Raw genomic sequence first — 12,510 nt, 5'->3', positions numbered from 1 at the left:
GGGCGGAGGCGGGGCGAGGGGTGTGGGCGACGCCCGGACCCGCTCCACGGGCCGCGTAGGTCGGCGGGCGTGACCGGGCGAGCCGCGCTCCGTGCATCCGGATCGCGGAACACCGCGTCATCCTTCCCCGCCAGGCGTGGCACGCCTGGCGGGGCGCGGGGGCAGGCCCGCAGGGATCCGCACCGACGTCCGTCCGGCACGGGCGCCGCCCGTCCCGCTCCGCCGCACCGCCGGACGAGTTCCCCCGACCGGAGCGCTGGAGCCCCGCGCACCATTCCCGGCCGGTCAGCCGGTCAGCCGGTCAGCCGGTCAGCCGGTCAGCCGGTCCGTCGGCCCGGGCCGACGGGCTCGGCGCGGCCACCGCCGAGGGTGCGGCTGTCGGCCTTCAGCGGGGCGCCCGATCCGAGGCGGTGTTTATCGTCAGGAAGACGACTATGATCGCCGCATGCCCTACGACCCGTCAGCCTTTCCGCCCTTCGCCGTCACCGTGGACCTGGTGGTGCTGACCGTGCGCAGCCACTCGCTGTGCGCACTGGCGGTCCGCCGCGGCGAGCCCCCCTTCCAGGGCCGCTGGGCACTCCCCGGAGGCTTCGTGCGCGAGGACGAGGACCTGACCCAGGCCGCGGCGCGCGAGCTCCTCGAGGAGACCGGGCTGAGGGCCCACGACCCCGCCGCCCCGGCGGAACCACCGCAGGAGAACGGCGCCCACCTCGAGCAGCTCGCCACCTACGGGGACCCGGGCAGGGACCCCCGGATGCGGGTGGTGAGCGTCGCCCACCTCGCCCTCGCCCCCGACCTCCCCGCCCCGCGCCCCGGCGGAGACGCCGGAGACGCCCGCTGGGCCCCCGTGGAGGAACTCCTCCAGCCGGCCGGGGCCGACCGGGACCAGGACGCCTCACTCGCCTTCGACCACGCGCACATCCTCGCCGACGGGGTGGAGCGGGCCCGGTCCAAGATCGAGTACTCCTCGCTGGCCACGGCGTTCTGCCCGCCGGAGTTCACCGTCGGGGAACTGCGCCGCGTCTACGAGGCGGTGTGGGGCGTGGCCCTCGATCCGCGGAACTTCCACCGCAAGGTCACCGGTACGCCCGGCTTCCTGGTCCCGACCGGAGGCACCACCACCCGCCAGGGCGGCCGTCCCGCCCAGTTGTTCCGCGCCGGTGGGGCCACGCTGCTCAACCCTCCGATGCTCCGCCCCGAGGTCTGACCGGAGCACTCCCGGCCTCCCCGCGTCGTCGCGCCGTCGTGCGCCGCCGGGCACCTTCCGGGAAGGCAAAAAGGGCAAAACATAAGCAAATACCAGGCGTCGCGCTATCTTGCTTCGGGTGATCAAGGCCATCGGACTGACCAGCGCCCCCCGCAAGGAGCTCCCGCCCGCCGTCGACGACGTGTCCTTCGAGGCGCTTCCCGGCCGTGTCACCGCGCTCCTCGGAGCGCCGGGTGCGGGCCGGACCACGGTTCTCCAACTCATGCTGGAACTGCGTCCGGGGCGTGGCGTCACCCATTTCCGGGGCCGTCCCCTGCACGCGTCGCCGGCCCCGCTGCGCGAGGTGGGAGTGCTCCTGGGCGACGTCCCGGGCCACCCCGCCCGGACCGTTCGCGGACACCTCCGCATGCTCTGTGCCGCCGCCGGGGCGCCGACCGCCCGCGCCGACGAACTCCTCGAAACCGTCGGTCTGGTGGAGTTGCGCGACCGGCGGCTCGACTCACTGTCCCGCGGCGCGGACCGGCGGCTCGGCATGGCCTGCGCCCTGCTGGCGGACCCCTACGCCCTGGTCCTCGACGAACCGGCCGCCGGCCTCGCCCCCGCGGACGCCCGTTGGCTGCACGCCACTCTGCGCCGCTGTGCCGACCGCGACGGCGTGGTGCTGTTCACCACCGCGGACCCGCGGGAGGCGGCCCGGGTCGCCGACCGGGTCGTCACCCTCCACCGGGGGCGGCTGGTGGCCGACCAGGACGTCGAGGAGTTCGCCCGCGCCCGTCTGCGCCGTCGCGTCGCCGTCCGCACCCCTCATGCCGAGCGCCTCGCGGACCTGCTGGCCAAGGAGGCGCGGATCTCCCGCCGCTCGGTGGAAGTGGTCCGGGAGGGAGGCGCGCTCCTCTCGGTCTACGGCGGCAGTTGCGCCGAGATCGGTGAAACGGCCTTCCGGCACGGCATCCTGATCCACCAACTCGCCGAAGAGACCGGGGACCTGGGACCGGGGGCAGGGGCCGTCCCGCCCGCACCGGCGACCGCCGGGGCCGCCGAGGCCGCGAAGGCCATCGGGGCGACGAGGGATCCGCGGGGCGCACGGTCCTCGCGGGACCCGGCCGGACGCGCCGACGCCGAGGCGGTCCAAGCCCGCTCCGCGGGCTCCCCCGAGGGGCGGCCCTCGTCCGGGGGTGGGATGGCCGGTGCGCGCCCCCCGCTCCGCGTGCGCCACCCGTTCTCGCCACTGCGGCCGCTGCGTTACGAGTTCCGGCGGGCCGGCGGCACCGGAACCTGGACGCGCACCGCCCTGACCGTCGTCCTGGCGTCCGCGCTGGTCACCCTGGTACTGGCCCGCGTCGGCCACACCCCGCACCCCAGGCTGCTGGCCGCCTGGCCCGCACAACTGCCCCTGCCGCCGGCCGCACTGGCCGCCGGACTGCTCGGCGCCCTCTCGTCCGGCCACGAGTTCCGCCACCCCGCCCTCGCCGTCGACCGGGGCGCCGTTCCCCGGCGACTGGGACTTCTGGGGGCGAAGTTGCTGGTCTCGGCGCTCGCGGCCGCCGTGCCCGCGTTCGCCGCCGTGGTCGTCGACGCCGGGCTGCTGAGGCTGTTCCTCGGCGACGAGTACGCCGCGCCGCCGCCCCGGTGGCCGGCGCTGGCGGCGGGCTGGCTCGCCCTGGTGACGGCGTGCGCGTGGGCGGGCGTCCTGGCCGCCGGACTCTTCCGCTCCGTGGCCGGCGGGCTGGCCGCGGTGCTCGCCGTCCCGGTCGTCGCGGCGCCGCTGGCCGAACACGCCGCCGGACTCCTCCTGCCCGGCGCGGGACCGGGACGTCCGCCGCGGTGGGGCGCTGACCTGCTCACCCGGTGGTCCCCCGACCGCACCGGAACCACCGCGGAGGTGCTGCGGGTCGTCGGCCAACCCCTGGGCGGCGCAATGGCGTTGTCGCTCGCCGCGCTGATGTGCGCGTACCTGTTCACGGCGCCGCGCAGGGTGACCCGGCGGCGTCCGCAACGGGGCCGAAGGTGACCGCTCGACGTCTCGGAGCCCTCCCGCGTGCCCAACTCGCCATGGAACGTCACATTTCTTTCCGATAAGGCGTCAATTGAGACGGGGTGAGCGATCACCCTTTCGTGTGCTTTTCACCAAAGCGCTCAAGGGAGTTGGCGTCAGCGCCGAAAAAAGACCCGTGAGTACCCTTGCGCACACCATGATGACCGCCGCCCGCTCCGCCGACTCCGGCCTGGCCGGCGCGGGTGAACTCGACCGCTACCCCTACGCCGAAGGCCCCGCGGTGGACCGGGCCGGCGCGCCCGCCTGGGAGGCCGAACCGGAGCTCGGGCGGGTCGGCGCCCGTCGCGCCGCCGGAAGCCGCGGCCGCGGACTGCACGGACAACTCGTGCAGCAGCTGGGACAGATGATCGTCTCCGGCGACCTGGGCGCGGACCGGCCGCTCGTCCCCGAGGAGATCGGTCAGCGCTTCGAGGTGTCCCGTACCGTCGTCCGCGAGTCGCTCCGCGTGCTGGAGGCCAAGGGTCTCGTCAGCGCCCGCCCCAATGTGGGCACCCGGGTGCGGCCGGTCAGTGACTGGAACCTGCTCGATCCCGACATCATCGAATGGCGGGCCTTCGGCCCCCAGCGCGACAACCAGCGCCGGGAGCTGACCGAGCTGCGCTGGACGATCGAGCCGCTCGCCGCGCGGCTCGCCGCCGGGCACGGCCGGGAGGACGTACAGCAGCGCCTGGCCGACATGGTCGAGATCATGAACCACTCGGTCGCCCAGGGTGACGTCCTGACCTTCTCCCGGGCCGACGCGGAGTTCCACTCCCTGCTGATCCAGGTCGCCGGCAACCGGATGCTGGAGCACCTCTCCGGCATCGTCTCGTCCGCCCTCCAGGTCTCGGGGGGTCCCATCACCGGCTGCGACCGGCCGAACGAGACCTCGCTGACGCACCACGCGCGGATCGTGGACGCGCTGGCGCAGGCCGACGGGGCGGCCGCCGAGACCGCCATGCGGCAGCTGCTCACCGTCCACCCGGACACCGTCGTCCCCGCGCCCCGCGAGCACTGACGGAAGAGGGGCCGGGCGCCGCCGGGGATGCCCCGGCGGCCCCTCCCTTCCGGCACGTCGGGGTGGGGGGTGCTCTGCATCACGAGATTTGCGGAAAACGGTCGGTCCGTGACCGGCAATGACCGACTATCTTCGGTATTGCACCGTTTCGCGGTGTGACTCGGGCCACGCAGATTGGGCGTAACGCTCGACGGAGCAGCGCGATGACCTAAGAGGTGACAGCCGAGGAAGGAATACGGGCGCCGCACAAGGCGCTACTCCTCCCGGCCCGAGCCCGCGCCGTCGGCTCATCCCCAGGCCGGCGGTCGTCGGCTCCTGTCCTCACGGACGGGGCCGGAAGCCGTTTTCCAACGTTCCGAGAGGTTGTTCGTGTCGGCCAGCACATCCCGTACGCTCCCGCCGGAGATCGCCGAGTCCGTCTCTCTCATGGCGCTCATCGAGCGTGGGAAGGCTGAGGGGCAGATCGGCGGCGATGACGTGCGTCGCGCCTTCGAAGCCGACCAGATTCCGGCCACTCAGTGGAAGAACGTTCTCCGCAGCCTCAACCAGATCCTCGAGGACGAGGGCGTGACGCTGATGGTGAACGCGGCGGAGCCCAAGCGCGCCCGCAAGAGCGTCGCCGCCAAGAGCACCGCGAAGCGCACCACGACCCGGTCGGTCGCAGCGAAGACGGTGGCCAAGAAGGCCGCCGCTCCCGCGGCCCCCGTCGAGGAGGGCGAGGAGGCGGAGGGCGCCGCGCCCGCCAGGAAGACCGCGGCCAAGAAGACCACCGCCAAGAAGACGGTGGCGAAGAAGACCACGGCCAAGAAGACCGCGGCGAAGAAGACGGCGTCCAAGAAGGACGACCCGGAACTCGTCGAGGAGGAGCTCGAGGAGGTCCCCGGCAAGGCCGGCGACGAGCCCGAGGGCGCCGAGAGCGCGGGCTTCGTGCTGTCCGACGAGGACGAGGACGACGCCCCCGCCCAGCAGGTCGCCGCAGCCGGCGCCACCGCGGACCCGGTCAAGGACTACCTCAAGCAGATCGGCAAGGTCCCGCTGCTCAACGCCGAGCAGGAGGTCGAGCTCGCCAAGCGCATCGAGGCCGGCCTGTTCGCCGAGGACAAGCTGGCGAACTCGGACAAGATCGCTCCCAAGCTCAAGCGCGAGCTGGAGATCATCGCCGAGGACGGCCGCCGCGCCAAGAACCACCTGCTGGAGGCCAACCTCCGACTGGTCGTCTCGCTGGCCAAGCGCTACACCGGCCGCGGCATGCTCTTCCTGGACCTGATCCAGGAGGGCAACCTCGGTCTGATCCGCGCCGTCGAGAAGTTCGACTACACCAAGGGCTACAAGTTCTCCACGTACGCCACCTGGTGGATCCGTCAGGCGATCACCCGCGCCATGGCCGACCAGGCCCGCACCATCCGCATCCCGGTGCACATGGTCGAGGTCATCAACAAGCTGGCCCGCGTCCAGCGCCAGATGCTCCAGGACCTGGGCCGCGAGCCCACCCCGGAGGAGCTGGCCAAGGAGCTCGACATGACCCCGGAGAAGGTCATCGAGGTCCAGAAGTACGGCCGCGAGCCCATCTCGCTGCACACCCCGCTGGGTGAGGACGGCGACAGCGAGTTCGGCGACCTGATCGAGGACTCCGAGGCGGTCGTCCCGGCCGACGCGGTCAGCTTCACCCTGCTCCAGGAGCAGCTGCACTCCGTCCTGGACACCCTCTCCGAGCGTGAGGCGGGCGTGGTCTCCATGCGCTTCGGCCTCACCGACGGCCAGCCGAAGACGCTCGACGAGATCGGCAAGGTCTACGGCGTGACGCGTGAGCGCATCCGTCAGATCGAGTCGAAGACGATGTCGAAGCTGCGTCACCCGTCGCGTTCGCAGGTCCTGCGCGACTACCTCGACTGACCGGGACCGGTCGCAACCGGTCGGAAAGCGACGCGAAGGCCCGGCTCCCCGAAGGGGGAGCCGGGCCTTCGCGTCGTCGGGCCTGTGGCGGCGGGCCTCGCTGGATTACTTTGGGTCGACACATGGTCGACCCGGAGTGAGGATGTTATGCGTTTTCTCCCAGCCGTGGGGGCCGCGGCGGTGGCCTCGTCGCTGGCGGCGCTGGTACCGGCCGCACCGGCCGCCGCCGACGCGGGAACCGCCCGCGGCGGCGCCTCCCGCGTCGTCGTCGGCGGCTTTCCGGTGGAGGTGGAGCGGGCCCCCTGGACGGTGGCGCTCTCCAGCCGGGAACTCTTCGGCGAGACGAGGGCCGGGCACTTCTGCGGCGGCGCGGTGATCGGCGCCGACACCGTCCTCACGGCCGCGCACTGCCTGGGCGAGGAGGTCCTGGGCAGGTCGCCGGGCCAGGTGCCGGACCTGACGGTGATCGCGGGGCGGTCCGAGCTGACCGGTGCCGGAGGCCGGGAGATCCGGGTGCGGAGCACCTGGGTGAATCCGGAGTACGACAAGATCACCAACGCCGGTGACTTCGCCGTGCTCACCCTGGACGAGCCCCTGCCCGGGAACCACGTCGTGAAGGCGGCCCCGGCGGGCGACAGCGCGTACCGGCCGGACACCCCCGCCACGGTCTACGGGTGGGGCGACGTCACCGGCTCGGGGGCCTACGCCCGGTCGCTGCGGGCGGCGCAGGTGCACGTGCTGGCGGACGCGTGGTGCGAGGAGGCCTATCCGGGGGGCGTGGAGGGCGCCTACACGTCCCGGGCCATGCTCTGCGCCGGAGAGCCCGAGGGAGGCCCCGACGCCTGTCAGGGCGACAGCGGAGGCCCTCTGGTGGCCAAGGGCCGGCTGATCGGACTGGTGTCCTGGGGCAGCGGCTGCGGGCAGGCGCGGAAGCCGGGCGTGTACACCCGGGTGTCGGAGGTCGTGCGGGCCCTCGCCCGGGAGCCCTGAGCGGCCCGGTGGCCCGGGAGCCCTGAACGGCCCGGCGGCGGGAGCCGGCCCGGCGGGAACGGCACGAGGGACGACGAGCGAGGGCGGCCGACCTCCCTGGTGGGGGAGGCGACCGCCCTTGTCACCCGGCCTGTGCCGGATTAGCTCGTCGTGGGGTGAGTGTCGGCGCTCTCAGCGCTCTCCGTCGGATTCGGCTGCTGCCGGGCCGGAGGACGTCAGTCGCTCCGTCTCGTCCTGTATCTCGGCGGCGATCTTCTTGAGTTCCGGCTCGAACTTGCGGCCGTGGTGGGCGCAGAAGAGCAGTTCTCCGCCGCTCAGCAGGACGACGCGCAGGTATGCCTGGGCGCCGCAGCGGTCGCAGCGATCGGCGGCCGTCAGCGGGCTCGCGGGGGTCAGAACAGTAGTCACGTCGCCTCTTCTCTAGCTCGACGAGCTGTCGTACCAGGGTCAACATCCAACCAGGCCGAAAACGTTCCCGCTCGCGGCTTTTCCTCGAAAAATTTCTCGGCGAGGCGGCTGTCTGCTGCCGGTTGGCGGCGAATGTGCCGTAGTGCGTGTCTTCGTGTCGTACGGGTTCGCGCTTCTTCCAGTGTCGGTCCTCCGACGGCTGAACGCCGCTCGTTGAGGAGGACGTGCCCGGAGCCTAGAGGGTTCATGCCTTCCGTGGAACGTGATGTGTGCTTCACTCTTCCTGGGTATCGAACGTCCATACGATTCTGGCTTAGGGTTTGATCGGGGACGAGGGTGGCGTTACACCGGCCTCATCAGGCATCGGTACTCTCTGGAGCGGCGACCGAGCCGTGGGGCGTCCCCTGGCGACGCCGAGACATGCCCAGAAAAATTCAGCGAGGAGCGAACCGCGTGACCGCCGACACGATGCCGTCCACAGCGCTGCTGACCGGAGCAGATCGGGACGGTTCCAACTACACCGCGCGGCACCTGCTCGTCCTGGAGGGACTCGAGGCCGTCCGCAAGCGCCCCGGCATGTACATCGGGTCCACCGACAGCCGTGGCCTGATGCACTGCCTCTGGGAGATCATCGACAACTCGGTCGACGAGGCCCTGGGCGGGTACTGCGACCACATCGAGGTGATCCTGCACGACGACGCCTCGGTCGAGGTCCGGGACAACGGCCGCGGCATCCCGGTCGACGTCGAGCCCAAGACCGGCCTCTCCGGCGTCGAGGTCGTGATGACCAAGCTGCACGCGGGCGGCAAGTTCGGCGGCGGCTCCTACGCGGCCTCCGGCGGTCTGCACGGCGTCGGCGCCTCCGTGGTGAACGCCCTCTCCGCCCGTCTGGACGTGGAGGTCGACCGCGGCGGCCACACCCACGCGATCAGCTTCCGGCGCGGCGTCCCCGGCGAGTTCTCGGGCCGGGGCGAGGCCGCGAAGTTCCAGCCCGGCAGCGGCCTGCGCAAGGCGAAGAAGATTCCCAAGAGCCGCACCGGGACCAGGGTCCGCTACTGGGCGGACCGCCAGATCTTCCTCAAGGACGCCAAGCTCTCGCTGGACAACCTCCACCAGCGCGCCCGTCAGACCGCCTTCCTGGTCCCCGGCCTCACCATCGTGGTGCGGGACGAGTTCGGGCTCGGCGACGGCGGCAGCAAGGGCGAGGAGTCCTTCCGCTACGACGGCGGCATCAGCGAGTTCTGCGAGTACCTCGCCTCCGACCGCCCCATCTGCGACGTCCTGCGCTTCTCCGGCCAGGGCACCTTCAAGGAGACGGTGCCCGTCCTCGACGAGCACGGCCAGATGACCCCGACCGAGGTCACCCGGGAACTCGGCGTGGACGTGGCGATGCGCTGGGGCACCGGCTACGACACCACGCTGCGCTCCTTCGTCAACATCATCGCCACGCCCAAGGGCGGCACCCACGTGGCCGGCTTCGAGCAGGCGGTCACCCGCACGGTGAACGAGGTGCTGCGCGGCAAGAAGATGCTGCGCGTCGCCGAGGACGACATCGTCAAGGACGACGCCATAGAGGGCATGACCGCGGTGGTCACGGTCCGGCTCGCGGAACCGCAGTTCGAGGGGCAGACCAAGGAGGTCCTGGGCACCTCGGCGGCCCGCCGGGTGGTGAACCAGGTCGTCGCCAAGGAACTGAAGGCATTCCTGACCTCGGCCAAGCGGGACGCGGCGCAGCAGGCGCGCGCGGTCCTGGAGAAGGCCGTGGCCGCCGCCCGGACCCGGATCGCGGCCCGTCAGCACAAGGACGCCCAGCGCCGCAAGACGGCCCTGGAGTCCTCCTCCCTCCCGGCGAAGCTGGCCGACTGCCGCAGCGACGACGTGGACCGCAGCGAGCTCTTCATCGTCGAGGGCGACTCCGCGCTCGGCACCGCGAAGCTGGCCCGGAACTCCGAGTTCCAGGCGCTGCTGCCGATCCGCGGCAAGATCCTCAACGTGCAGAAGTCGTCGGTCAGCGACATGCTGAAGAACGCCGAGTGCGGTGCGATCATCCAGGTCATAGGGGCCGGCTCGGGGCGCACCTTCGACATCGACGCGGCCCGCTACGGCAAGATCATCATGATGACCGACGCCGACGTGGACGGCTCGCACATCCGCTGCCTGCTGCTGACCCTCTTCCAGCGCTACATGCGGCCCATGGTCGAGGCGGGCCGGGTCTTCGCGGCGGTGCCGCCGCTGCACCGGATCGAGCTGGTCCAGCCCAAGCGCGGCCAGGACAAGTACGTGTACACCTACTCGGACCGCGAACTGCGCGAGAAGCTGATGGAGTTCGAGCGCAGGAACGTCCGCTACAAGGACTCGATCCAGCGTTACAAGGGCCTGGGCGAGATGGACGCCGACCAGCTGGCCGAGACGACGATGGACCCGCGTCACCGCACGCTGCGCCGGATCAACCTCTCCGACCTGGAGGCGGCCGAGCAGGTCTTCGACCTGCTGATGGGCAACGACGTCGCCCCGCGCAAGGAGTTCATCTCCAGCTCCGCGGCGACGCTCGACCGCTCCCGGATCGACGTCTGACGGGCCCTGCGCCGGCCCGGCCGCCGTCCGCCGCACGGCCTTCGCCGCACCGGTCCGCACCGCATCCGTTGGACGAGTGACCCGCCCGGGCGTCCCAGGACGCCCGGGCGGACGCGTTCCCGCCCGGACCGCCGCGCGTTCGCCCCGGCACTCACCCGTGCGGGAAGCACACCGGTGACCGTTGACTTTTCGGTCACCTGATGGGGTGAGAGAGCCGCCGAAAGAGTCCGGGATGTTCACGGTCTGTCCATCATTGTTCCTACGGCCGAATGGAGCCGTGGGACAAGGAGATTTCGGTGAACAAGCACGACGGTCGCGACGCCGGAGAGGTGAGGTTCGACGACCCCTGGTACGACGCGCTCGCCTTCGGCTGGGCTGAGACGGACGGCACGGGGGAGCCGGCTCCCACGGTGCCGGCCGCGCGCCGGGCGCAGGAGGAGGACAGCGACCGCGCGGCCGCCGACGTCTACCTGGAGGTGCAGCGAAGCGCGGCCTTCCAGGAGGTGCGCAGCCGTTACCGCAAGTTCGTGGTCCCCGCCTTCGTCTCCTTCTTCCTCTGGTACGTGGCCTATGTGGTGACCGCCACCACCGCGACCGAGTTCATGGCCACCCCGGTGGCCGGCTCGGTGAACGTGGCGATGCTCGCCGGCCTCGGCCAGTTCCTCACCACGTTCGTCCTGACCTGGGCCTACGCACGCCACGCCCGGCTGCGCCGGGACCGGGCCGCCCTCCAGCTGCGCTGGGACACCCAGGAGTTGACGCGTGGCGCCCGGGGCGGTGCCGCGTGACGGGCAACCACCAGTCCCTCGTACTGGTCCTGTTCAGCGTCTTCGTCGCCGTCACCCTCGGCATCACGACCTGGGCGAGCCGCAACCGGCACGGCTCCGCCGAGGAGTTCTACACCGGGAGCCGTCTCTTCTCCCCGGTGGAGAACGGCCTCGCGATCGCCGGTGACTACATGTCGGCCGCCTCCTTCCTCGGCATCTCCGGCCTCATCGCCCTCTTCGGGTACGACGGGATGCTCTACTCGGTCGGCTTCCTGGTCGCCTGGCTGGTGGTGCTCCTGCTGGTCGCGGAACTGGTGCGCAACTGCGGCCGGTTCACGCTCGCCGACGTGCTCGCGGCGCGGATGCGGGAGCGGCCGGTGCGGATCGCGGCCGGCACCTCCTCGGTGATCGTCTCGGTGCTGTACCTGGTCGCCCAGATGGTCGGCGCGGGCAGCCTGGTCGCCCTGCTGCTGGGAGGCACGGGCGGCGCGGCCCAGACGTGGACGGTCATCGGCGTCGGCGCGCTGATGGTGGTCTACGTCTCCCTCGGCGGCATGCGGGCCACCACCTGGATCCAGATCGTCAAGGCCGTCCTGCTGCTGGCGGGCACGCTGGTGCTGGGCGTGCTGGTGATGGTCCGCTTCGGCGGCGACTTCAACGAGCTGCTGAGCACGGCCGCCGACAACAGCGGCTTCGGCGAGGCGTTCCTCGCGCCCGGCCTGGAGTACGGCGGGAGCTGGACCGACCGCCTCGACTTCATCAGTCTCGGCCTCGCCCTGGTCCTCGGCACGGCGGGTCTCCCGCACATCCTCTCGCGCTTCTACACCGTGCCCACGGCCCGTGCCGCGCGCCGGTCCGTGGTGTGGGCGATCGGCCTCATCGGCGGCTTCTACCTGATGACGATCCTGCTGGGCTTCGGCGCCGCGGCGATCGTGGGCAGCGACGAGGTCCGCGAGTCCAACGAGGCCGGCAACACCGCGGTGCCGCTGCTCGCCCTGGACCTGGGCGGCGGAGCGGACTCGACGGGCGGTCCGGTGCTGTTCGCGGTGGTGGCGGCGGTCGCCTTCGCCACCATCCTCGCGGTGGTCGCCGGGGTGACGCTCTCCTCCTCGGCGTCGGTCGCCCACGACCTCTACGCCTCGTTCCGCAGGGCGGGCGCGAAGCAGCGGAGCGAGGTCGCGGTGGCCCGGGTCGCCGCGGTGGGCATCGGCGTCGTCTCGATCGGTCTCAGCCTGCTCTCCGGCAGTCTGAACGTCGCCTTCCTGGTCGGTCTCGCCTTCGCCGTCGCCGCCTCGGCCAACCTCCCGGTGCTGCTGTTCACGCTCTTCTGGCGCCGCTTCACCACGCGGGGTGCGGTCTGGTCCGTCTACGGCGGCCTGATCCCTGCGGTGGCCCTGGTGGTCTTCTCGCCGGTGGTGTCCGGCAGGCCGACCTCCATGTTCCCCGGCGCGGACTTCGCCTTCTTCCCGCTGGAGAACCCGGGGCTGATCTCCATCCCGCTGGGCTTCCTGGCGGGATGGCTCGGCACGGTGACCTCCTCCGAGGAGGCGGACGAGGCGAAGCACGCGGAGACCGAGGTCCGGTCCCTCACCGGAGCGGGAGCGGTCTGACCGCGCCG

General features: G+C 71.8%; 9 protein-coding genes. 8 read left to right on the top strand and 1 reads right to left on the bottom strand.

Annotation, left to right across the window (positions count from 1 at the left end):
• Positions 1–445: 445 nt before the first annotated feature.
• From A2U95_RS03900 to A2U95_RS03880, 5 genes are all read left to right on the top strand, one after another.
• Positions 446–1,207, top strand: a complete 762-nt coding sequence (locus A2U95_RS03900) for an NUDIX hydrolase (protein WP_166020824.1) — start codon at positions 446–448, stop codon at positions 1,205–1,207.
• A 118-nt stretch (positions 1,208–1,325) separates the two neighbouring features.
• A complete protein-coding gene (locus tag A2U95_RS03895; RefSeq protein ID WP_166020823.1) occupies positions 1,326–3,218 on the top strand; it encodes an ABC transporter ATP-binding protein in 1,893 nt (630 codons plus the stop codon).
• A gap of 160 nt (positions 3,219–3,378) precedes the next feature.
• On the top strand, positions 3,379–4,260 hold the full coding sequence (locus A2U95_RS03890; protein WP_166020822.1) for a FadR/GntR family transcriptional regulator: 882 nt from the start codon (positions 3,379–3,381) through the stop codon (positions 4,258–4,260).
• Between the two features lie 369 nt (positions 4,261–4,629).
• Complete coding sequence (locus tag A2U95_RS03885) at positions 4,630–6,153, top strand: RNA polymerase sigma factor (protein WP_166020821.1); 1,524 nt, start codon at positions 4,630–4,632, stop codon at positions 6,151–6,153.
• Positions 6,154–6,300: 147 nt separating this feature from the next.
• The gene (locus tag A2U95_RS03880; RefSeq protein ID WP_166020820.1) at positions 6,301–7,143 is read left to right on the top strand and encodes a serine protease; all 843 of its coding nucleotides are present in this window, start codon (positions 6,301–6,303) and stop codon (positions 7,141–7,143) included.
• Positions 7,144–7,314: 171 nt separating this feature from the next.
• Here the strand turns inward: A2U95_RS03880 and A2U95_RS03875 are convergent, their stop codons facing one another.
• Positions 7,315–7,551, bottom strand: coding sequence for a DUF7455 domain-containing protein (locus tag A2U95_RS03875; protein WP_166020819.1), 237 nt, complete (start codon positions 7,549–7,551; stop codon positions 7,315–7,317).
• Between the two features lie 453 nt (positions 7,552–8,004).
• On the opposite strand from A2U95_RS03875, the gene A2U95_RS03870 reads away from it, so the two are divergent.
• The 3 genes from A2U95_RS03870 (at position 8,005) to A2U95_RS03860 (ending at position 12,502) form a co-directional block, all read left to right on the top strand.
• On the top strand, positions 8,005–10,125 hold the full coding sequence (locus tag A2U95_RS03870) for a DNA gyrase/topoisomerase IV subunit B (RefSeq protein ID WP_166020818.1): 2,121 nt from the start codon (positions 8,005–8,007) through the stop codon (positions 10,123–10,125).
• Positions 10,126–10,394: 269 nt separating this feature from the next.
• A complete protein-coding gene (locus A2U95_RS03865; RefSeq protein ID WP_166020817.1) occupies positions 10,395–10,913 on the top strand; it encodes a DUF485 domain-containing protein in 519 nt (172 codons plus the stop codon).
• A complete protein-coding gene (locus tag A2U95_RS03860) occupies positions 10,910–12,502 on the top strand; it encodes a solute symporter family protein (RefSeq protein ID WP_166020816.1) in 1,593 nt (530 codons plus the stop codon). Before A2U95_RS03865 ends, A2U95_RS03860 begins: the two co-directional genes overlap by 4 nt.
• The last annotated feature ends 8 nt before the right edge of the window (positions 12,503–12,510 follow it).

It is taken from the genome of Streptomyces chilikensis (genome assembly GCF_001642695.1).
Lineage (GTDB): Bacteria > Actinomycetota > Actinomycetes > Streptomycetales > Streptomycetaceae > Streptomyces > Streptomyces chilikensis.
Note: the sequence above shows the minus strand (reverse complement) of the source record. Positions and strands in the feature narration are given on the sequence as shown.

Coding starts and splice junctions, on each gene's coding strand:
- A2U95_RS03900 (WP_166020824.1), top strand. CDS start 446: ATGCCCTACGACCCGTCAGCCTTTCCGCCCTTCGCCGTCACCGTGGAC.
- A2U95_RS03880 (WP_166020820.1), top strand. CDS start 6,301: ATGCGTTTTCTCCCAGCCGTGGGGGCCGCGGCGGTGGCCTCGTCGCTG.
- A2U95_RS03865 (WP_166020817.1), top strand. CDS start 10,395: ATGGAGCCGTGGGACAAGGAGATTTCGGTGAACAAGCACGACGGTCGC.